Origin of the sequence: Peribacillus butanolivorans (assembly GCF_001273755.1) — a bacterium.
In the GTDB taxonomy this organism is placed as follows: Bacteria; Bacillota; Bacilli; order Bacillales; family DSM-1321; genus Peribacillus; species Peribacillus butanolivorans.
The window spans coordinates 341995-364577 of record NZ_LGYA01000005.1; the positions used below are offsets into that span (position 1 = coordinate 341995).

Annotated in this window: 16 protein-coding genes; 12 read left to right on the forward strand and 4 right to left on the reverse strand. The window is 40.2% G+C overall.

The features are described from left to right. The first annotated feature begins 59 nt into the window (after positions 1–59). From AKG34_RS23620 to AKG34_RS23630, 3 genes are all read left to right on the forward strand, one after another. Complete coding sequence (locus AKG34_RS23620; RefSeq protein ID WP_053348580.1) at positions 60–1460, forward strand: murein hydrolase activator EnvC family protein; 1401 nt, start codon at positions 60–62, stop codon at positions 1458–1460. A gap of 140 nt (positions 1461–1600) precedes the next feature. Further along, positions 1601–3025 carry a S41 family peptidase gene (locus tag AKG34_RS23625; protein WP_053348581.1) on the forward strand — a complete coding sequence of 475 codons (1425 nt, stop codon included), beginning with the start codon at positions 1601–1603 and terminating at the stop codon, positions 3023–3025. Positions 3026–3241: 216 nt separating this feature from the next. Then, positions 3242–4435 carry a PDZ domain-containing protein gene (locus AKG34_RS23630; RefSeq protein ID WP_053348582.1) on the forward strand — a complete coding sequence of 398 codons (1194 nt, stop codon included), beginning with the start codon at positions 3242–3244 and terminating at the stop codon, positions 4433–4435. A gap of 252 nt (positions 4436–4687) precedes the next feature. On the opposite strand, the gene AKG34_RS23635 is transcribed toward AKG34_RS23630, so the two are convergent. Beyond that, on the reverse strand, positions 4688–5677 hold the full coding sequence (locus AKG34_RS23635; RefSeq protein ID WP_053348583.1) for an ABC transporter substrate-binding protein: 990 nt from the start codon (positions 5675–5677) through the stop codon (positions 4688–4690). Between the two features lie 190 nt (positions 5678–5867). Between AKG34_RS23635 and AKG34_RS23640 the strand changes: the two genes are divergently transcribed. Together AKG34_RS23640 and AKG34_RS23645 are read left to right on the forward strand one after the other, a co-directional pair. Beyond that, a complete protein-coding gene (locus AKG34_RS23640; protein ID WP_053348584.1) occupies positions 5868–6872 on the forward strand; it encodes a FecCD family ABC transporter permease in 1005 nt (334 codons plus the stop codon). Next, positions 6869–7924: a FecCD family ABC transporter permease gene (locus AKG34_RS23645; RefSeq protein WP_053348585.1), complete on the forward strand. Its 1056-nt coding sequence runs from the start codon at positions 6869–6871 to the stop codon at positions 7922–7924. The genes AKG34_RS23640 and AKG34_RS23645 overlap by 4 nt, the downstream gene beginning before the upstream one ends. Positions 7925–7994: 70 nt before the next feature. Here AKG34_RS23645 and AKG34_RS23650 read toward each other — a convergent pair whose 3' ends face one another. Both AKG34_RS23650 and AKG34_RS23655 read right to left on the reverse strand, forming a co-directional pair. Beyond that, complete coding sequence (locus AKG34_RS23650; RefSeq protein ID WP_053348586.1) at positions 7995–8528, reverse strand: YceI family protein; 534 nt, start codon at positions 8526–8528, stop codon at positions 7995–7997. A gap of 208 nt (positions 8529–8736) precedes the next feature. Next, positions 8737–10962: an MMPL family transporter gene (locus tag AKG34_RS23655; RefSeq protein WP_083450951.1), complete on the reverse strand. Its 2226-nt coding sequence runs from the start codon at positions 10960–10962 to the stop codon at positions 8737–8739. Between the two features lie 508 nt (positions 10963–11470). Between AKG34_RS23655 and AKG34_RS23660 the strand changes: the two genes are divergently transcribed. The 5 genes from AKG34_RS23660 (at position 11471) to AKG34_RS23680 (ending at position 19889) form a co-directional block, all read left to right on the forward strand. After that, a complete protein-coding gene (locus tag AKG34_RS23660; protein WP_053348588.1) occupies positions 11471–13048 on the forward strand; it encodes a catalase in 1578 nt (525 codons plus the stop codon). 191 nt (positions 13049–13239) lie between these two features. After that, the gene (locus AKG34_RS23665) at positions 13240–13470 is read left to right on the forward strand and encodes a CsbA family protein (RefSeq protein ID WP_053348589.1); all 231 of its coding nucleotides are present in this window, start codon (positions 13240–13242) and stop codon (positions 13468–13470) included. Between the two features lie 214 nt (positions 13471–13684). Then, entirely contained in the window at positions 13685–15670 is a 1986-nt protein-coding gene (gene uvrB, locus AKG34_RS23670) for an excinuclease ABC subunit UvrB (protein ID WP_053348865.1), read from the forward strand. Between the two features lie 6 nt (positions 15671–15676). Next, positions 15677–18556 (forward strand): excinuclease ABC subunit UvrA, encoded by a 2880-nt coding sequence (gene uvrA, locus AKG34_RS23675; protein ID WP_053348590.1) that lies wholly within the window; start codon positions 15677–15679, stop codon positions 18554–18556. 232 nt (positions 18557–18788) lie between these two features. Continuing rightward, positions 18789–19889, forward strand: coding sequence for a DUF4097 family beta strand repeat-containing protein (locus AKG34_RS23680; protein WP_053348591.1), 1101 nt, complete (start codon positions 18789–18791; stop codon positions 19887–19889). A 40-nt stretch (positions 19890–19929) separates the two neighbouring features. Here AKG34_RS23680 and AKG34_RS23685 read toward each other — a convergent pair whose 3' ends face one another. Beyond that, positions 19930–20604 carry an N-acetylmuramoyl-L-alanine amidase gene (locus AKG34_RS23685; RefSeq protein WP_053348592.1) on the reverse strand — a complete coding sequence of 225 codons (675 nt, stop codon included), beginning with the start codon at positions 20602–20604 and terminating at the stop codon, positions 19930–19932. A 184-nt stretch (positions 20605–20788) separates the two neighbouring features. Between AKG34_RS23685 and hprK the strand changes: the two genes are divergently transcribed. Further along, the gene (gene hprK / locus AKG34_RS23690) at positions 20789–21724 is read left to right on the forward strand and encodes an HPr(Ser) kinase/phosphatase (protein WP_053348593.1); all 936 of its coding nucleotides are present in this window, start codon (positions 20789–20791) and stop codon (positions 21722–21724) included. A 31-nt stretch (positions 21725–21755) separates the two neighbouring features. Next, entirely contained in the window at positions 21756–22568 is an 813-nt protein-coding gene (gene lgt, locus AKG34_RS23695) for a prolipoprotein diacylglyceryl transferase (RefSeq protein WP_053348594.1), read from the forward strand. The last annotated feature ends 15 nt before the right edge of the window (positions 22569–22583 follow it).

The following is a 22583-nucleotide window of genomic DNA, read 5'->3' on the forward strand; positions in this document are numbered from 1 at the left end:
CAAATAGAGAGACGTTACAAGGCGTTAGATGTGACGGGATTGAAAGGGGAAATGAAACGTTGAAAAAAAATATCATTGCCATGAATGCTTCAATAATGATCGGGTTGGGGAGCATTTTAGCTGCACCTTCGGCTTATGCTGAATCGCTTTCAGATTTGCAACAAAAGAAAGAATCCATTCAGGAGAAACGTTCGGGTGTTGAATCGAATATTTCCGATACTGAGAAAAAAATCGATAACCTGCAGGATAAACAATTGACGGCAGAGGAACAAATTGCAGCCATTGAAGCAAAAATTGCAGAATCGACAAAAAAAATCGATGCTAAAAATGCTGAAATTACACAAACGAAAAAAGAAATTGAAGCATTAAAAGAAGAGATTAAAGTATTAAAAGAACGGATCGCCAAACGTAATGAAGTATTGAAGGAAAGGGCGCTTTCTTTCCAAGAGACTGGTGGGGACGTGAACTACCTAGAAGTGTTATTCGGATCATCCAGTTTCGGTGATTTAATTGACCGCGTCGGAGCTGTAGCGACAATTGCTGAAGCCGATCGGGATATTTTAAAGCAGCATGAGTTGGATAAAAAGGACCTAGAAGAAAAGCAGACAGCTGTTGAAAAGAAGCTTGCTAGTTTAGAAGTAGCCAAAGCCGAACTTTTGGAAATCCAAAAGCAACAAAAACAGCAGAAGCAAGAAAAGGCTGCTTTAGTTAAGAAATTAAAGCAACAAACCAAAAAACATGAAGATGAGAAAATGGGCTTAGAGGAAGAAAAAGCGAACCTTGCTGCTCAAGAAACGGCTATCAAATCGGCTATCAACTTAGAACAAAACCGTCTTGCAGAATTGGAAGCAGCTCGTAAAAAAGCGGCAGCCGAAGCGAAAAAACGTGCAGAGCAAGCAGCGGCACAAGCAGCATCACAAGCGGCATCACAGGCAGCTGAATCAAAAAAACAATCTTCTTCTTCAGGGTCTAGTGCAAAAAGCAGCAGTTCACCATCACCATCACCATCACCATCATCATCCCAATCTTCGTCTAATGTAAGTCAAGTGCCAGCTGTTTCATCGGGTACTTTTACTAGACCAAGTGCAGGATATGTATCTTCAACAATGGGTGAACGTTGGAATAAACAGCATGCCGGCATTGATATTGCTGCTAGTGGAACGGTTCCTGTTGTAGCGGCAGCAGACGGAGTTGTAAGCCGGTCTTACTTCTCTAGTACATACGGTAATGTTATCTTTGTTACCCATTCAATCAGTGGTCAGCAATGGACAACGGTGTATGCACATTTAAGCTCTAGACAAGCAAGTACTGGTTCTGTTGTTGCCAAAGGTCAACAAATTGGTATCATGGGGAACACAGGACATTCATACGGTCAGCATTTACACTTTGAGCTACATAAAGGTGCATGGAATTATAGCAAGTCAAATGCAGTAAATCCATTAAACTACATACCTAATTAATACCCAATACATCAATAGAAAAACAGACTAGGATAAAATACTAGTCTGTTTTTTTGTTTTGTTTACTATTGTCTACAAGCATATTTCCTCCAAGTTGCTCATATAGTGAAATACATATCAGGGCAGAAATGGGGATAAATATGGTCAAAAAATGGGTACTTCCTCTAGCGATCATTATGTCATTAGTTATTGGGGCAGGGGGGGGCATATATTGGACAAGCTTCCCAGGTAAGAATGAGACAAAACAGGAAAAGCAAATGGTAATAAAAGATAAGGAATGGGCAAAAGTGGAACAAGCTTATGGTTTGATCGTAAATCAGTATGTGGACAAGGTTGACGGTTCTCACCTTGTCGAAGGTGCCATTCAAGGTATGCTGTCAGCTTTGAAAGATCCATATTCCGTATATATGGACAAGGAAACCGCTAAGCAATTTAATGAAACTTTAGATTCCTCGTTTGAAGGGATCGGTACGGAAATCGGGATGGAAGATGGTAAGGTCATTATTGTGTCTCCTTACAAAGACTCCCCTGCTGAAAAAGCAGGGTTAAAGCCGAAGGATCAAATCCTTAAGGTGAATGATGAAAGTGTCGAAGGTTTGGATTTATATGAGACACGCTTAAAAATCCGTGGTGAAAAAGGGTCAGCCGTTAAAATGGAAATAAAGCGTGCGGGGGTTTCAAATCCAATTGAATTCAATATGGTTCGTGCTGAAATTCCACTTGATACTGTTTTTTCATCGATTAAAGAAGCGGCGGGAGAGCAAATTGGCTATATCGAATTAACCACTTTCTCGGAAAATACCGCATCTGATTTTAAAAAGCAGATGAAGGAGTTAGAAAAGAAAGGGATTAAAGGATTGGTCATAGATGTCCGCGGCAACCCAGGCGGCCTCCTATCGAGTGTGGAAACGATACTTGGAGAGTTTATAACAAAGGATAAACCATATTTACAAATTGCTGAGAGAACGGGAGAAACGCAATCCTTTTTTACAAATCTAAATAAAGAAAAGGATTATCCAATCGCCGTCTTGACGGATAAGGGCAGTGCCTCGGCCTCAGAAATCCTGGCTGGTGCGATGCAGGAGGCGGGGGGCTACCCATTGATCGGTGAGAAGACCTTCGGCAAGGGAACTGTACAGCAGGCTGTACCAATGGGAGATGGCAGCAAGATTAAACTTACGCTATACAAGTGGCTGACGCCATCTGGGAACTGGATTCATAAAAAGGGGATAAAGCCTACAATTGAAGTAAAACAGCCGGATTTCTTTGATGCCCATCAGCTGTCCGTTGAAAAGGTACTGCAGCGTGATATGACTGATGAACAAATTCAATATGCCCAAACTATTTTAAAAGGACTTGGTTTTGAAACGGGACGTGAAGATGGCTATTATGACTGGAGTACAGAGATAGCAGTTAAAGCATTCCAAAAGCAGTATGGTTTGAAAGTGACTGGTAAACTGGACACTAAAACCGCTGCACACCTAGAAACCGCAATTCTGGAAAAAATTCAGGATGAAGACAATGATATTCAGTTGCGCACGGCATTAAATTATGTGGTGAAGTAAAGGAGAAGGCATCGCTCATTTGTAGCGGTGCCTTTTTTGCATATGTTCAATTTGCAGGGTGGATATTTTAAATACGATGAACGGAGAAAACTTAAGGAAACGCTTTTTTTCTTCATCTTAATAGGCAGGGAGCTGACATATTTGATAGAATAGGAGGTAACTGACTAGGAGAAATTATACATACATTTGATTACTTGAAAGGATGGTGGGAAGAAATTGACAACAGATTGGCTGAGTGCATGCTTACTAGGATTAGGAAAACTTTTTCTTCATCCATTGCTTTATGTTTCAATTGCATATTGTTTATTCATAGGCTATCTTCGCGTTAAACGAGAACGCCGTGACTTTAATACGAAGATTTACAGAAAATCCATGGAGCTGCGTGCTTTGTTTCCGCAAGGATTGATCTGGGGATTAATTCTTTCTTTCCTCACCTTGGCTTCTGGAATCGTCATTCCGCTGGCGGCGCTAATCATTGTGGCAGCGGTTACGATGATAGCTGTGCTGACCATGAACCGGAGATTTGTTTCACCCGTTTATACAATGGGAGTCACCTTCTTTATCCTTTTCTTTTTATACGATAGAGATATCCAACTGCCGATATTTCAGGATGCGTTTAATCAGTTGAATCAATCTGTCTATCCAACACTTGTTATTTTGATTGGGTTTTTATTGATTGCTGAAGGCTTTCTGATTGTTAGCAATGGAAGTAAAAAGATATCCCCTCAGTTGGAGGTTTCCAAGCGGGGACAGCCAATAGGTGTGTATGTTTCTCAACGAATATGGCTAATTCCGATGTTCGTTATGATTCCAGGAGGTGAACTTCCAGCACCTTTCGAATGGTATCCGGTTTTTTCAATCGGAGAAGTGTATCTGTCACCGATTGTTGTGCCCTTTTTAATTGGGTTTAAGCAAATGGTTCATGGAACGCTTCCGGAACAGGCTATTAGGGCCCATGGTAAAAAGGTAGGAGCTTTAGGGTTCGTGATTACTGCATTCGCGGTTATTAGTAACTGGTACCCGCTATTGGCCATCATAACAGCTGTTTTAGCTCTTCTAGGACGAGAGTTTCTGCATTATTCCCAAAAGGTTTCGGACGCAAAGCTACCTTTTTATTTTTCGAAAAGCAAGCTTGGTGTCCAGATCTTAGGCGTTATCCCTCAGTCCCCGGCGGATAAAATGGGGTTAGTTAAAGGCGAGATCATTTCGAAAATAAATGGTATCGTCGTCAGGGAAGAAGAAGAGTTATACAGGGCGCTGCAAATAAATCGGGCTCACTGTAAGCTTGAGGTAATCGGTAATAATGAACAAATTCGTTTTGTGCAAAGAGCCTTATTTGACGGCGAGCATTACGAATTAGGCATACTATTTGTTGACGATCAATTGAAAGAAAGTGGACAAGCAGGGTAATTGAGATTTTTTCATAATCACTTGGAATGCCACGTTAATAATTTTTACGGGTCGTATTATTTTTGATGTTAATCGATATAGAGGAAAATAGTTGCCAAGAAGACTTCATCCAATATATATTGACTGGATCTTTGACCACAGCACTACCTTTATTTCGATGAAAGAGACAAACCTTCAATTGAAATGATTTGAAAAATAAAAACGGCCTTTCTCGATTTTTAAATCAAGAAAGGCCGTTTCTTTGTATGGGTTTTACTTTTTAAGCATTATTTTTTCTAGATCATCTAGCATTTTGTTAGCTGCAATAACACCGCCAGCTGTATTCCATGTTGCGTCGCTGACCTCATAGGCATTCCCTTTTTTCACTGCATCTAGGTTTTTCCAAAGAGGATCATTTGTCCATTCTTTTGCTGTACTTAGGGCTTGTTTGTCACCTTCAGGTGCGTATGTGAAGTAGAACAGAATATCTCCATCCATTTTAGGTATGACTTCTTTTCCTACCTCAATTGCAAGGTTACCAAGTTTGTTATCTGCAGTAAATAGTTCTTTCTGCTGCTCTGCACGTTTAAATCCTAATTGATCGAAAATTACTCCAGAGAATGAATCTGTGTAATAAATACGAGTTGTTCCAGCCATGAAACGAACAACAGAAACTTCTTGATTTACCTTATCACCAAGTTTAGCTTTTAAATCTTCAGTGTGGGCATCAAATTGAGCAATTACGTCGTTACCTTTTTCTTCAAGATTCAAAGCTTTTGCATATAATTTAAAGTTTTCTTTCCAATCTCCTCTAAGTGTTTCTGAAAAAACAGTAGGAGCAATTGCACTTAATTTATCATATACAGCTTCCTGGCGGATCTTGCTTCCGATAATTAAGTCAGGCTTTAATGCGGCAATTTTCTCTAAATTCACCTCATGCTCAACACCAACAACTTCAACGCCATCCATATCTTCTTTAATATGATCGTACCAAGGGTCTCCAAGCCAAGATTGAACAGCCCCAACTGGTTTGACTCCTAAAGCAAGTAATGCTTCTGTACCTTCATTTGTAAGAACTACCACTCTTTTAGGTTGTTTTTCTAATTTGGTTGTTCCCATTGCATGTTCAATTGTATAGCTTTTCTCTTCTTTTTTGTCATCAGCCTTATTTCCTTCTGCTTGGTCATTTGAACTTCCGCAAGCTGCTAGAAGGAAGACTGCAAATAAAGTAATAATAGTAAAAAGTGATCTAATCTTAAACATCTTATGTATCCCTCCCAATATAGAGCAAATGATAATCATTCGCACTTAACAGCATCATCATAAAATGAATATACTTTTCTGTCAATATTTAATTGAAAATGATTCTCAAATTCATTGACATATTCCCTTTACCGCCAGTACAATTAATTATCATAAGTATTTACAAAAGTGATTGGGAAGGTAATTGGATATGTTATTAAAAAATACATGGCAGAAATGGATGGGAATATTTATTACCATTATTTTGCTGCTTTTTTTACTGTGCTCAAGCATCGTATACGGTTATACGAATACAACTTGGCAAATGGCCATTGACGCATTTACACATTTCAATGGATCAAATGAACATATTGTTATTCAATCTGTAAGGTTTCCCCGCGCTCTTATCGCATCTGCAGTTGGTGCAAGTCTAGCAATCTCAGGTGTATTAATGCAAACTCTAACTAAGAACCCACTTGCTTCTCCTGATATATTTGGGGTCAATGCTGGGGCTGGCTTGGCGGTTGTTACTGGAGTCACCATATTTGGAATAAGCAATCTTCAAGTATTCACTTGGCTGTCTTTTATTGGAGCCGCTATAGCAGCGGTAAGTATATATATGATTGGTAGCATGGGCCGTGGTGGGTTAACACCGATGAAGCTGACATTGGCTGGTGCAGCAATGACAGCCATGGTATCTTCGCTAACACAAGGTCTTCTTGTCTCAAATGAGGCACTTTTAGAGCAAGTTTTATTTTGGCTTGCAGGGTCAGTTTCCGGTAGGAGTTTGGATAATTTAACTGCAGTGTTTCCGTACCTTGCAGTTGGATGGGTCCTAGCCTTAATCACATCTGGAAAAATGAATGTGTTATCTATGGGTGAAGATGTTGCAAAAGGTCTTGGCTTAAATATAGTTTTTCTTAAGATTGTGCTGGGACTGGTAGTTATCCTACTCGCAGGAGGATCAGTAGCGGTTGCTGGTCCAATTGGCTTTATTGGGATTGTTGTTCCCCACCTTACCCGTTTTATAGTAGGTATTGACCATCGCTGGTTAATTCCTTTTGCTGGACTTTTAGGGGCGGTGCTTTTGCTTACAGCTGATATCATATCTAGGTATATTTTGATGCCACAGGAAGTTCCAGTCGGAGTTATGACAGCTATTATCGGAACCCCATTCTTTATTTATATTGCCAGAAAGGGGTTCAGCGGTCGATGAAGTCATATAAGAACTTTCGTTTATTTAATGAAAGAATATCATTCCTAATGGACAAAAAAGCTATAATTGTTGTTTTTGTATTATTTTTGGTTACTGCGTTAGTGTTTGTGATCAGTACAGGGATAGGTGAAATGAATATTCACCCTTTGAGTGTCTTACAGGTCTTCCTTGGAGGAGGAACTGAGGGTGATCGCCTTGTGATTCAGTCTTTCCGTCTGCCGAGAATTATTGTAGCACTTTTGGTAGGGATGGGTCTTGCAGTAGCAGGGGGAATTCTTCAGGGTATGATTCGAAATCCACTTGCCTCGCCTGATATTTTAGGAATAACTGGAGGAGCAACTGTAGCTGTTGTTGGTTTCATGGCTATGTTTAGCGACAAAAATCATTCTTTAACAGTGAGTATTAATTGGATGCCGCTAGCTGCGTTTATTGGTGCCACAGTTGTTGCATTACTTGTTTATTTCTTAGCATGGAAAAATGGAGTTCCCCCAATAAGACTTGTATTGATTGGGATAGGAGTCATGGCTTTAATGAAAGCCCTCACTACTATGATGATGATTCTTGGTCCAATCTATCAAGCAAGCCAGGCAAACCTTTGGATTACAGGATCAGTGTCTAACTCTAGCTGGAAAAATATCGCCGTGCTTGCGCCATGGACCATCCTATTTCTTTTACTAGCCTTTCTTTATGCAAGAAATATTAATTTACAAGAGCTGGGTGATGACTTGGCAACCGGGCTTGGAGGGCAAGTTCAAAAACAGCGATTTACATTATTGATGATAAGCACAGCTTTGATAGGTGGTGCTACTGCTTTTGCAGGAGGTATTGGTTTCGTTGGATTAATGGCTCCTCATATGGCTAGAAGGCTGGTAGGATCAAGTTTTGGAGTGTTATTGCCCACTTCAGCCTTGCTCGGCGGTATCCTAGTTATGGTCGCGGATTTGATTGGGCGAACCTTATTTTCACCATTAGAAATACCTGCTGGTGTCTTTACAGCAAGCATTGGGGCGCCATACTTTATTTATTTACTTTATAAAACTAGGAACTCATAGGGCAGGATATTTATAATACTTGTTGAAAAATAAAGAAAGCAGTTATCCTAACGGATAGCTGCTTTTAATATTAGGCTTCTTTAGCTGCTTCGATTTCGATGGTAAGTGTGATTTGGTCGCCTATAAGAACGCCGCCTGTTTCTAATGCTGCATTATAGGTTAAACCATAATCGCTGCGTTTAACTTTACCTTTTCCGCTAAACCCTGCTTTTTCATTTCCCCATGGATCTTTTCCTTGACCTTCAAATGTAATAGCGAATGTTTCTTCATTAGTAAATCCATTAAGGGTTACATCACCTGTCACATCGTACTCATCATCACCTGTTTTCACAATTTTCGTTGACTTAAACGTTAAAGTCGGATTTTTTTCTACATCAAAAAAGTCAGCTGAGCGCAGGTGATTATCTCGGTCTGCATTGCGTGTATCGATACTTGCTACATCTACAGTAAAATCTATTTCAGCTGTTGTTAAATCAGATGGATTTGCAGAAATGTTTGCTTCGAATTTATTAAAACTCCCTTTTACTTTTGCGATCATCATATGTTTTACAGAAAATTCAATTGCACTGTGAGTCGGATCAATTGCCCATTTGGTATTTGTCATTGTTTTTTCCTCCTAGTATATTAATCTTGAATTTATATATCTTTAATTTGAGATATTTGAACTTGATGTAATTATAAGAGGTTAGCTTACTAGTGTCAACTGGAATTTTTCCTTAATTTTGAAAAACATACAAAAATCCCTGTGCCGATGTTACGAGGCACAGGTTATTTAATACTTTTTTCTTAAAAAATAAAACTAACTTTCTTTATTATTGGGCTCTTTCTTTTTCTTCGTGAATAGCGACTTTACTTGGCCAGAAGGCACTACGCCCAAGCAGTGCGGTAATCGCTGGAACAAGGAATGGACGAACGATGAACGTGTCCATTAACACACCGAGTGCGGTAATGAGTCCGAATTGAACCAGTACTTGAATTGGCAGTGTAGCAAGAACAGAAAAAGTGGCTGCTAAGATGATGCCGGCTGAGGTGATGACCCCACTTGTTTCGGCGACTCCTTCTCTGATTGCCTGTTTGATAGGCATTGTTTTTTTCTTGCGCCAAATACTCGAAACCATAAAGATATTGTAATCCTCCCCAAGGGCGACAAGGAATACGAATGAATACAGTGGAATTGTACCTTCAATTGCTTCCACTCCCATGAAATAGTGAAGGATTATCCAACCTAAGCCCATAGCGGCAAAGAAGGAGAGGATGACCGTTCCCATTAAATAAATCATAGCTGTCACAGAGCGCAAGTAAGCTAAAAGGAGCAAGGAAATCAAGACGATAATGATTGGGATAATCATAAATTCATCGGTCTTAACCGTATCTCTTTTATCAAATTGAGTGGCTGTTTGCCCTCCAATCCATACTTTTTCATCAACAGCTGAGATATTGGCGGCTTTCAGTTCTTTTTCAGCTAGGCTGCGAATGTCAGGAATTGCATTTATGGCTTCAATATCGTACGGATTAATATTGAATGTGACTTCATATGACTGCAGATCCTTATTGGATTTACTGTTAATAGGATCTGTGACACTTTCAACCAGATTCATCTTTTTTAGTTCATCTGCCAAGTCGATGTCCTTACCATCAGTATCGACAACCACTGTAGCTGGTGCAAGTTCTCCGGGTGTGTATGAGTCAGAAATGACCTTATATCCTTCACGGGAGTTCATATCTTCAGGGAATGAAGATAGAATATCGTAGGAATATTTTATTTGAGATGAATAGCCCGCTAATACACTGAAGATAATCAGGCATGTAAGAATGACAGTCCATGGTTTGGTTGTTACGATATTCCCAATCCAATTGCCGATGCGACCTGCTTCTTTATGTTTCTTAACGGTTTTGCCTTTTTTCTTCGCACGTGATTCTTCCATTTCTGGTGTGCGTGGAACGATAGGGAAGAAAGAGGCCCGACCGAATACGGAAAGTAGTGCGGGTACGAGTGTTAAGGCTGCTAACATCATGATTAAAATGGATAAGCTGAATGGTACTGCGAAACGATGATAGGCTCCATATTTGGCTACAAGTAAAGTTAGTAGAGAGATTACAATCGTCAGTCCACTCATCGCAATGGCACCTGATGAATCCTTAAATGCTGCAATCATGGCTTCTCGTTTACTTTCATGATGTCTTAATTCACTTCTGTAGTGGGAGATTAAAAATAGACAATAATCCGTTCCTGCACCGAATAATAATACGGTCATAATGGAAATAGCCTGTGAATCAACTGTAATCCAGTCGTGATCTGCCATAAATCCAAGGATTGGACTGGTGACAAGATAGGCGAAGCCGACTCCGATAAGTGGAATAATGGCTAAAAGTGGGGAGCGGTAAATGAGTAATAACACGACAAGTACAAGTATTACTGTAGCTAAAAGTAATTGGAAATCTGCACCTGAAAATAATCCAGTTGCATCGACAGAAATTCCAACAGGGCCTGTTACACGAAGTGATAACTTTTCTGAATTTGTCTGAACTTTGAACGGGTCAAGGCCAACGCGCTCTGTTACTATTCTATTAATAATTTTAAGGTTTTTTTCTAATACAGCGGTCTCAGTTTTCTCCTTAAAGAAGAGCGGTTGTACGAAAGTCGTACCATCTTCTGAAACAGATCCCTGCAGCGCAGGCAATGGGATTTCATGAAGAGGAGGTAAAAATGATTGTTGTGTTAATGGATTCTCTGTCAATTCCTTGGAAAGGTATTGAACCTCGGCCAAGTCGGCTTCTGTCAGTCCACCTTCCCGATGCCATGTAAGTAAGGCGGGTATCCCTGAGGAATTCGGGAACTCTTTTTTAATGAGCTTATCAGCCACGACAGAAGCTGAGTCTGCAGGCAGGTCAGCGGTATTATTGGATGTGCGATCCTTAACATCCGGTAACGTTATTGTTAATATTGTAGCTGCAATTATCCAGACAGCGATGACGACCCAGCGGCTGACCTTTCCTGTCATCATTCTGCTTAGTCTTCCTAATAATGTTTCATCCAATGAAAGCACCTCGCTTTTGAATTTTTTTATTCTATCCTTAATTATAATGGAGCTTTGATGACATATACAAAAATGGGTATGCCCGTCTTCTCACAAAAAAGGCTTTGAATAGCTTTCCATTCAAAGCTTTTTCATGATTTTAGAAATTTAAATCAAATTTAAGTGTTTTTTTAACCCAATATCCCCCAGTAGTTATTATCAGTTTTTCCTCTAGGTTTGATTGGGGATTGGGGAAAAATCCTAATTCTACTAATGTAGCTGCTTGGTTAAATAACCTCGAAATTTCACGTTTTGTACTGTGGTCTTTCAAGTTTGTTTGTTTTTTGATTTCAGATTTCAGATTGTATAGTTTTAGCTAACTTTTTTTCATTAACATTGGTTACCAGGTTTAAACCGCAGAACTTGGACTTACAATATCTTGAATAATGTTGAAGATAGACGAGTAAGATTTGGGAATTAGGGTAAGGTAAAATGTATTATGGTTTTAATTAGCAAAGGAGGAAATGTTTTGTCTGAAAAATCCAAAAGAACAAATGGTAACTCAGAAAAAACGTTAACAAACCGGCAAGGGCACCCCATCACGAATAATCAGAGTATCCGAACGGTCGGTAACAGAGGCCCAAGTACACTAGAGAACTACGACTTCCTGGAAAAGATTAGTCACTTTGATAGAGAACGGATTCCAGAGCGGGTCGTGCATGCCCGCGGTGCAGGCGCCCATGGCTATTTTGTTCCGACCGGTAAAGCAGGGGACGAGCCGATTTCAAAATATACGAGAGCTAAGGTATTTCAGGAGGAGGGTAAAAAAACACCGGTATTTGTCAGGTTTTCATCTGTAATTCATGGAGGGACTTCACCAGAAACGTTACGTGACCCTCGTGGATTTGCTGTTAAATTTTATACAGAAGATGGAAACTGGGATCTTGTCGGAAATAACCTGAAAATTTTCTTTATCCGTGATGCTATGAAATTTCCGGATTTGATACACGCTTTTAAACCGGACCCGGTCACGAATATACAGGACGGGAGAAGAATTTTTGATTTTTGCTCAAGCTCTCCTGAAACATTTCATATGGTTACGTTTTTGTTTTCCCCTTGGGGCATTCCAGCTAACTACCGCATGATGCAGGGTTCTGGTGTTAATACCTATAAATGGGTGAATGAAGAGGGGAAAGCAGTCCTTGTTAAGTATCACTGGGAACCTAAACAAGGGATAAAGAACTTGACACAGAAAGAGGCTAATGAAATTCAGTCTACGAATTTCAATCATGCTACACAGGATTTATATGAATCAATCGAACGTGAGGAATATCCGGAATGGGATCTCAACGTACAGATTATGAGTGATGATGATCACCCTGAATTGGATTTCGACCCGCTAGATGATACAAAGATTTGGCCAAAAGATGAATTCCCATGGCTGCATGTTGGTACGATGGTATTGAATAAAAACCCGGAGGACTATTTCACTGAAGTGGAGCAGGCTGCATTCGGTACGGGCGTCCTAGTAGATGGACTAGATTTCTCGGATGACAAGATGTTACAAGGGCGTACGTTCTCTTATTCTGATACACAACGTCACCGTGTAGGAGCAAATTATCTTCAATTACCGATTAATGCACCGAAAAAACCAACAGCAACCAATCAAACTGGTGGACAAATGCAATATGAAGTTGGCAGAGGAGATCAAAGTCCTCATATCAACTACGAACCATCAACTGTAGGTGGTTTAAAAGAAGCCAAGCAAACTGGCAAAGAGTATACACCTTTTATAGAAGGAAAACTTGTTCGAGAAACAATAGATCGGCAAAGTAATACGAAACAGGCTGGTGAAACATTCCGTGAATTTGAAGATTGGGAAAGAGATGAATTAATCTCCAATCTTGTGTCAGCATTAGCTCCTGCAGATCCACGCATTCAGGAAAAAATGGTGGCTCTTGCAGAGGAGGCTGATGAAGAATACGGTCGCAGACTGAAAGAAGGTTTAGCTTCAGCTTCTGAACATACAGAGTCTTCAAAACCTATGGGAGGGACAGATAACCCAGAGGAAGGAGCTAGAAAAGGACATGACGCAGATCCGTATTAACAGGTGGAAAAGAGGCAAACTTCCTTCTTAGAAGGGGTTTGTCTCTTTGCTTAATAAGAATAAATTTGTAAACGTGGTGAAGCCAACCTTCCGAACAATTATTAAATATAGTAGGAAATAGATTGGCAAAAAACTTCATAATCATTTAAACTGAAACTATTCTATTTTTCTCTTATAAAGGAGATGAAAAAATGATTAAATTTCTTTCTGCCCTTTTCTTTCCTTGTCTACTTGTTATGCTATTTTCAAGGGTCACCTATAATAATATCGTGGGTCTTGTTTTAACAGTTGCGTTGATTACAGCTTCTGCATATAAAGGTTATACGCATACAAATTTATTAATCATCGTTGACGCACTGTCACTGACAGTGGGATTTTGGTTGTCAAAAAGAATGATGAAACGAACATCAAAGAGCGCCTGACATAAAGGTGCTTTTTTTGTACTTCTTCCTGTTATTACTCTCGACATCTAAAGATTATAAAAAACCAAAATAGAATAGATGTTCGCTTTTTTCTGGTTTGTTTTGAGGCTATTGTGGTAGAATGTGTATATATACTTTCAAAAACCGGAATAAATAGAAGGGATATAGTATATCCCGTTTTATATAAAAATATTTCAGTAGGAGGCTATGCTTGGTGAAGGATAAGTTTGAGTTAGTCTCAAAATACTCTCCTCAAGGAGATCAACCTGCGGCAATAGAAAAGCTTGTCGATGGTGTAAAAGAAGGAAAGAAAATGCAGACATTGTTGGGGGCAACGGGTACAGGGAAAACATTTACCGTTTCTAATGTCATTCAACAAATCAATAAACCGACGCTTGTCATTGCCCACAATAAAACGCTGGCAGGGCAGCTTTATAGTGAGTTCAAAGAGTTTTTTCCTAATAATGCTGTTGAATACTTTGTTAGCTATTACGATTACTACCAGCCAGAAGCCTATGTGCCTTCCACTGATACATTCATTGAAAAAGATGCAAGTATCAATGATGAGATTGATAAACTACGTCACTCGGCGTCATCCTCTTTGTTCGAACGAAAAGATGTGATCATCATTGCCAGTGTTTCTTGTATTTATGGATTGGGTTCTCCAGAAGAGTACCGGGAGATGGTGGTATCTCTCCGCACAGGCATGGAGATAGATAGAAATGCATTGTTGCACAGACTTGTGGATATTCAATATGAGCGGAATGATATTGCTTTTCAACGGGGGACTTTCCGGGTTCGCGGTGACGTGGTCGAAATTTTCCCGGCTTCCCGTGATGAACATTGTGTAAGGGTCGAGTTTTTCGGAGATGAGATTGATCGTATTCGTGAAGTCAATGCCCTAACCGGTGAGATTACTGGTGAACGGGAACATATCGCAATTTTTCCGGCATCCCATTTCGTAACTCGTGAAGAGAAAATGAAGATCGCCATTCAAAATATCGAAAAAGAGCTGGAAGTACGATTGAAGGAATTGCGGGAGGATGAAAAACTGCTTGAAGCCCAGCGCTTGGAGCAGCGGACCCGTTATGATTTAGAAATGATGCGGGAAATGGGTTTTTGTTCGGGTATCGAGAACTATTCACGCCATTTAACACTCCGTCCCTCAGGTGCAACACCATACACCTTGATGGATTACTTTCCAGAAGACTTTCTATTAGTTGTGGATGAATCACACGTAACCCTTTCACAAATCAGGGGCATGTTCAATGGAGATCAGGCTCGTAAGCAAGTGCTCGTTGATCATGGCTTCCGCCTGCCTTCTGCAAAAGATAACCGTCCACTCCGATTTGAGGAATTTGAAGAAAAGGTTCATCAATCTATATTCGTCTCGGCAACTCCGGGACCATTTGAACTCGAACACACACCGGAAATGGTTCAGCAGATAATCCGTCCTACTGGCTTGCTAGATCCTACGATTGAAGTACGACCAATTGAAGGCCAGATAGATGACCTAATAGGTGAAATACAGGAGCGGGTTAAAAAGAATGAACGGGTACTAATTACGACCTTAACGAAAAAGATGTCTGAAGACTTAACTGATTATTTAAAGGAAATTGGAATCAAAGTTCAATACCTGCATTCAGAGGTAAAAACATTAGATAGGATAGAAATCATCCGAGAATTACGAATGGGCAAATACGATGTGCTGGTTGGAATCAATCTTTTACGTGAAGGTTTGGATATTCCGGAAGTGTCGTTGGTTACGATTCTCGATGCTGATAAAGAAGGCTTCCTTCGCTCAGAGCGTTCACTCATCCAAACGATGGGCCGCGCTGCTCGTAATGCCAGCGGCCACGTTATTATGTATGCCGACCGTATTACGAATTCAATGGAACTTGCGATTAATGAAACGAAGCGACGCCGTGAAATTCAGGAAAGATACAATAAAGAGCATCAAATTACACCGCAAACCATTCAAAAGGACATTCGTGACTCCATCCGGGCTACTCATGTAGCCGAAGAAGGTGAAGAATATAAAGAAGACCTTGCTCCAAGCCTCGCGAAGTTGCCTAAAAAAGAGCGCGAAAAAGTGATGGTAAGCATGGAAAAAGAAATGAAGGAAGCAGCAAAAGCACTGGACTTCGAACGCGCTGCCGAGCTGCGTGACTTATTACTAGAGTTAAAAGCGGAAGGGTGACGAAACATGGCAATGGAGAAAATTGTGATAAAAGGCGCCAGAGCCAACAATTTAAAGAATATTGATGTCACGATACCTAGAGATAAACTCGTCGTGATAACAGGATTATCTGGATCTGGAAAGTCTTCCTTGGCTTTTGATACGATTTATGCAGAAGGTCAAAGACGTTATGTAGAATCACTGTCCGCTTATGCCCGTCAATTTTTAGGCCAAGTGGATAAACCGGATGTCGATGCGATTGAAGGATTGTCACCGGCAATTTCTATTGATCAGAAAACGACGAGCCGGAATCCTCGTTCAACTGTTGGGACTGTCACGGAGATTTATGATTATTTAAGATTGCTATATGCTCGAGTCGGCCGGCCAACCTGTCCGATCCATCAGATAGAAATTACCTCTCAAACGATTGAGCAAATGGTAGATCGCATCCTTGATTACCCTGAGCGAACTAAGCTTCAAGTATTGGCACCGATTGTTTCAGGTAGAAAAGGAACGCATGTAAAAGTTTTAGAAGAAGTAAAAAAACAAGGGTATGTCCGCGTTCGTGTGGATGGGGAGATGCACGATCTTAGTGAAGAAATCACTCTCGAAAAGAATAAAAAGCATTCTATAGAAGTCATTATAGACCGAATTGTTATTAAAGAGGGAGTCATGGCACGGCTTGCGGATTCATTAGAAAGTGCTTTGAAGCTTGGTGAAGGCAAAGTCATCATTGACGTTATGGGTGAAGAAGAACTACTGTTCAGCGAACACCATGCCTGCCCATACTGCGGCTTTTCCATCGAAGAGCTAGAGCCGAGAATGTTTTCCTTCAATAGCCCGTTCGGGGCCTGCCCTGATTGTGATGGCTTGGGAGCGAGACTTGAGGTGGACCGTGATTTGGTCATCCCGAATAAGGATTTAAGTCTGCGTCAACATGCGATTGCCCCATGGGAGCCGACGAGTTCTCAATATTATCCTCAGCTTCTTGAAGCGGTAGCCACCCATTATGACATAGATATGGATGTGCCAGTTAAAGATATACCGGAGGATAAATTGGAGAAAATTTTATACGGTTCAGGTAAAGATAAAATTTATTTCCGCTATAAAAATGATTTTGGAAGAGTGCAAGAGGGATATATTCTATTTGAAGGCGTCATAAGAAACATCGAGCGGCGTTTTAAGGAGACGAACTCAGACTATATTCGTGAACAAATGCAGAAATATATGTCGGAGCACCACTGTCCAACATGTAAGGGACATCGGCTGAAAAAAGAGAGTCTTTCTGTGCTTATTCAAGGGGTTCATATAAGTGAGACTACCGCTTTATCGGTAGAAGAGGCTTTGGTATTTTTTGACGAGCTTGATTTGACCGAAAAGGAAGCTGCAATTGCGAGATTGATTTTACGTGAAATCCGGGAGCGGCTCGGTTTCCTAGCCAATGTCGGTTTGGAATATTTAACGTTAAGCCGAGCAGCCGGAACATTATCAGGCGGTGAAGCCCAGCGTATTCGATTGGCAACACAGATTGGTTCCCGTTTGACTGGTGTTCTTTACATTTTAGATGAACCGTCTATAGGATTGCATCAGCGAGATAATGATCGATTAATTGAAACATTAAAGAATATGCGTGAAATTGGGAACACGCTGATTGTTGTTGAGCATGATGAAGATACGATGCTTGCGGCGGATTATTTGATTGATGTCGGACCAGGTGCAGGCGCTCATGGTGGAGAAATCGTGGCTGCTGGAACCCCGGAAGAGGTCATGAATAACCCTAAATCTTTAACAGGCCAATATTTATCAGGGAAGAAATTTATCCCGCTGCCATTGGAACGCCGGAAAAATGACGGCCGTGTTATTGAAATTAAAGGGGCCAAACAAAATAACCTAAAAAACGTTAATGTTAAATTCCCGCTTGGAGTTTTTACAGCTGTCACAGGAGTCTCAGGTTCGGGGAAAAGTACATTAGTGAATGAGATTCTTCATAAGTCATTAGCTCAAAAACTAAACCGCGCCAAAGCTAGACCAGGGGAGTTTCGTGAAATTAAAGGAATCGAGCATTTAGATAAGGTCATTGATATTGACCAATCACCTATTGGTAGAACGCCACGCTCTAACCCAGCAACCTATACAGGTGTATTTGATGATATTCGTGACGTTTTTGCTTCAACGAATGAAGCAAAAATCCGTGGCTATAAAAAAGGACGATTCAGTTTCAATGTGAAGGGCGGTCGTTGTGAAGCCTGCCGTGGTGACGGAATTATCAAGATTGAAATGCATTTTCTTCCTGATGTCTACGTTCCGTGTGAAATCTGTCATGGTAAACGTTATAACCGGGAAACGCTTGAAGTAAAATATAAAGGTAAAAATATTTCCGACATTCTCGATATGACTGTTGAGGATGGGGTTAGTTTCTTTGAAAATATCCCAAAAATCAAGCGGAAGCTACAAACGATTTATGATGTTGGTCTGAGCTATATCAAGCTTGGACAGCCGGCAACCACTTTATCGGGCGGTGAAGCGCAAAGGGTGAAACTCGCTTCTGAATTGCATCGCCGTTCAACTGGCCGCTCTTTTTATATCTTGGATGAACCAACTACCGGACTTCATGTCCATGATATAGCGAGGTTGCTCGAAGTCTTGCAACGGCTGGTAGACAATGGTGATACTGTTTTAGTAATAGAACATAATCTTGATGTCATCAAAGCGGCGGACCATATTATTGACTTAGGTCCAGAAGGCGGGGATAAGGGCGGAACGATTGTCACTTACGGTACGCCTGAAGAAATATGTGAAGTTTCCGAATCATACACAGGGAAATACTTAAAGCGTGTTCTGACCCGTGACCAAATTAGAATGGAAAAATTGATTGAAGAAAAAGAACAAGAGCATGAACATGCATAAAAAAACAAGCCCGTTGGCTTGTTTTTTTATGTGGAAATATGACACTGTCAGTTTAATTAATCATTTGATTAAAATCCATGAAAGCTAGATATTTCCGGGGAAATTCCACTTTGCTCTTTTCGAAAATTGTCGCAGCACCTTGTCGAGAAATGGGAATTAGTGTATTTATGAAACTTTTTAGATTTCTAGGCGTATGTATGAATAAAATGATATAAGAAAGCGAGGAATGTTCATGCAGGAAGAAAGAAAGAAAATTTTAGAGATGATTCAAGATGGAAAGTTGACTGCGGTAGAAGCAATGAGTCTTTTGGAAGACTTAGAAAAAGCTAGTCAGGAAAGTGAAGCGAAAGAGCAGAAACTACAAAATGAATTATCAACCGTAGTCGTGGATAAGAAAAGCGAGGACAATACTCAGGATACGTTTAAGAAGAATATTCAGTCATCAAAGGAAAAGATTATTGATTTTGTTGAAAGTGCTTTTAAGAAGATTAAAGAAACCGATCTTGATTTCAACTTTGGAAAATCAGTTGATGTCAGTCATATTTTCCAGCATGATTATGAGGTTCTGAATGGAGTCGATATAGATATAGCCAATGGGAAAATAAAAATTGCTACTTGGGATCATAAGGATGTACGGGTTGAATGTCAGGCAAAGGTATACAGGGTGGAGGATATCGAAGAAGCGAGAAAAAACTTTTTAGAGGATGTTCACTTCTCGATTGAAGAAGGGAAAATGAGGTTTAAGGTTTTCGAAAAATCCATTAAAGTCGATGCGGTTTTGTACATTCCTCGGAAGGAATATGAGGACATTCAGGTAAGGTTGTTTAACGGTGCTATAACCGCCGAATCATTGGAATCCAATAAACTCAAAGCAAAAACAGCCAATGGTGCGATTCATATTTTACAGGGTAATGGTGAGTCGTGCGAGCTCGAAACAGGTAATGGAACGATCACCATTTCAGATACAAATTATAATGGCTTGGAGGCTGAAACCTTAAACGGTGCTATTAATGCGGATGGTTATTTCAAAAAAATAGATGTGCAAACTTTTAATGGTGAAATTGTCTGCAAAAACTCTGAGCTAGATTGCGACTCTATACATGCTAAATCGATTACCGGAAAAGTCCAGCTGATCCTGCCGCCAGGAAAGGCAATCGAGGGAGAGTTGAAATCTAATTTAGGAGGTTTTAACGTAAGCTTGGAAGGGATGACCATCATCGAAGAAAAGAGTGATGTGGTTCAAAAGGTCCTTAAGTTTAAGACTGCTAAAGAGGAGGTTCCTGTGCTTCATGTATTTGCAGAAACCAAGACTGCAGCGATAACAGTTTCCTAGTGAAAATGAAAGCCCACCAGTTCAAATGGGGGGCTTTCATTTATTTTTGTACGCTAATGATTGCTTTGTAACCATCTTTGGCTAACCTTTTGACAAGAGCCTCTGCATTTTTCTTTTCTGTAAAGGCACCTATTTGAACTTTATACATATTGGGGTTTACATCAGCTTGGAGGTTATAGTAGGCGAGGATGCTTTTAGCAATAGATTCTCCGCATTTTTTCCGGTACGCAGTAGTTTTTAAAAGAGATGCTTCTTTTTGATTGGTCATAAACCCGCATTCGACTAAAATGGCCGGACATCTTGTTTCGCGTAAAACCTGGAAATTGGCGGTTTTTACCCCTCTATTTTTTAATTGAGTAGCTTTAACAAGTTCGCTTTGGACCTTTTCAGCTATAGAAAGTGACTCTTTCGGTCTCGAGAGATAAATGAAGGTTTCAATTCCATTTGCCTCATGCCAACTTCCAGAACCAAAGGCGTTTGCATGAATGGAGATATATAAGTCAGCTCCGAGTGAATTGGCTCTGTTTATACGTTCCTTAAGTGGAACATCTCGCCCGTCTTCATGAACAAAATGAACGGTGACTGCTTTTGATTTTTCTAAATAGAACTTCGTAAATTCAGCCGTTTCCCTATTGAATTCATATTCTTTCATACCCTCAGGAGATTGTTTGCCGGGAGTATTATACCCATGCCCTGCATCAATAATGATTTTCATGTAATTCTTTCCTTTCCAAAAATACTTTATCCATTATTATAATCAAACGAGTGGAATAAAAAGTAGCATGTTCATCAGAAAAAAAGAATAAAACGATAATGCTTTGTTTGGTTATTAACAGAAAAATGCTAAAATAGAAAAAGTATCGTTAAAAATAGTAGTGCTCCAAAAGGAGGAAAGATATATGGCAAAAGTCCGTACAAAGGATATAGTTGATGCATTCGGTCTAGAACTTATCAGCGGAGAAGAAGGAATTAATCGCCCAATTGTCACTAGTGATTTATCTCGTCCAGGACTTGAAATAGCTGGTTTTTTTGATTATTATCCTGCGGATCGAGTACAGCTCTTAGGTATGACGGAGATGTCGTTTTTTAATCGACTGAATGAGCCGGATCGAATACAGAGGATGGAAGAACTATGTAGGGACTTTACACCAGGCATTATCATTACGCGTGGTCAGGAAGTGCCAATAGAGTTGATTGAAGCATCTGAGCGGGAGTCCGTTCCTGTGATGAGATCTAATATGAAGACTACTAGGTTATACAGCCGTCTGACCAACTTCCTTGAAAGCAGATTAGCACCAACTACAGCCGTTCATGGTGTATTAGTAGATATCTATGGCTTAGGGGTATTGATTACTGGAAAAAGCGGGGTCGGTAAAAGTGAGACAGCGCTTGAATTAGTAAAACGGGGCCATCGACTTGTTGCAGATGACTGCGTAGAAATCCGCCAGGAAGATCAGGATACGCTAGTCGGGAATGCTCCTGATTTGATTGAACATCTTCTGGAAATCCGAGGGTTAGGAATCATTAACGTAATGACGCTATTTGGGGCCGGTGCTGTCCGGAGCAATAAAAAAATCTCGATAGTCATTAATCTTGAACTATGGGAAAAAAATAAGCAATATGACCGGGTTGGTCTTGATGAAGAAAAAATGAAAATTATTGATACGGAAGTTACAAAAATAACCGTACCTGTCCGCCCTGGACGAAATTTAGCTGTAATTATTGAAGTGGCAGCCATGAACTATCGTCTAAAACGGATGGGCGTAAATGCTGCAGAACAATTTTCAGATCGTTTGAATCATGCGATTGCAGAACCGGATCATGATGAATTTTAATGAATAGGTATATAGGAAAAGAGGGGACGAAATGGAACAAGCTATACAGCCGTTGAATCCGATTGCAATTGATCTCGGGCCAATTCAGATACATTGGTATGGTCTAATTATCGGTTTCGGTGTATTACTAGGTCTTATTATTGCTTTAAGGGAATGTGAGCGCAGAGGTCTTGATAAAGAAATATTTACAGATATGATATTGTTTGCTGTTCCAATTGCGATTATTTGTGCACGTATTTATTATGTCATCTTCCAGTGGGAGTACTATTCACAAAATCCTGGGGATATCATTAAGATATGGAATGGTGGAATTGCAATCCATGGTGCGTTAATTGGTTCGGTGCTTACCGCGATAGTCTTTGCTAAGGTGAAGAAAGTCTCGTTCTGGAAGCTGGCGGATATCGCTGCACCGAGTTTATTGTTAGGTCAGGCAATTGGCCGTTGGGGTAATTTTATGAATCAGGAAGCGCATGGAGGAGAAGTAACAAGAGCGTTCTTGGAAAATATGCATCTGCCTGAATTCATTATTAACCAAATGTACATAAATGGAACTTACTATCATCCAACCTTTTTGTACGAATCGGTTTGGAATATTATCGGTGTAATTATTCTTCTAAGTTTACGTAAAGTGAACCTGCGTAGGGGCGAGCTATTTTTAACGTATGTATTATGGTATTCTATTGGCCGTTATTACATTGAAGGGCTACGGACAGATAGCTTGATGTTAACGGAGTCACTTCGTATCGCACAAGTGATTTCCATTGTGTTGGTCGTCGTTGCTATTGCATTAGTAATCTTTAGAAGAGTCCGTGGATATGCTGAGAAAAGATATTTAGATGCATAGAGAATATGTGTAAAG

What these genes read in the sequence shown, in the direction of transcription:
- AKG34_RS23625 (WP_053348581.1), top strand. Translation starts at nt 1,601, where the DNA reads ATGGTCAAAAAATGGGTACTTCCTCTAGCGATCATTATGTCATTAGTT.
- AKG34_RS23635 (WP_053348583.1), bottom strand. Translation starts at nt 5,677, where the DNA reads ATGTTTAAGATTAGATCACTTTTTACTATTATTACTTTATTTGCAGTC.
- AKG34_RS23640 (WP_053348584.1), top strand. Translation starts at nt 5,868, where the DNA reads ATGTTATTAAAAAATACATGGCAGAAATGGATGGGAATATTTATTACC.
- AKG34_RS23645 (WP_053348585.1), top strand. Translation starts at nt 6,869, where the DNA reads ATGAAGTCATATAAGAACTTTCGTTTATTTAATGAAAGAATATCATTC.
- AKG34_RS23650 (WP_053348586.1), bottom strand. Translation starts at nt 8,528, where the DNA reads ATGACAAATACCAAATGGGCAATTGATCCGACTCACAGTGCAATTGAA.
- AKG34_RS23665 (WP_053348589.1), top strand. Translation starts at nt 13,240, where the DNA reads ATGATTAAATTTCTTTCTGCCCTTTTCTTTCCTTGTCTACTTGTTATG.
- uvrA (WP_053348590.1), top strand. Translation starts at nt 15,677, where the DNA reads ATGGCAATGGAGAAAATTGTGATAAAAGGCGCCAGAGCCAACAATTTA.
- AKG34_RS23680 (WP_053348591.1), top strand. Translation starts at nt 18,789, where the DNA reads ATGCAGGAAGAAAGAAAGAAAATTTTAGAGATGATTCAAGATGGAAAG.
- AKG34_RS23685 (WP_053348592.1), bottom strand. Translation starts at nt 20,604, where the DNA reads ATGAAAATCATTATTGATGCAGGGCATGGGTATAATACTCCCGGCAAA.
- hprK (WP_053348593.1), top strand. Translation starts at nt 20,789, where the DNA reads ATGGCAAAAGTCCGTACAAAGGATATAGTTGATGCATTCGGTCTAGAA.
- lgt (WP_053348594.1), top strand. Translation starts at nt 21,756, where the DNA reads ATGGAACAAGCTATACAGCCGTTGAATCCGATTGCAATTGATCTCGGG.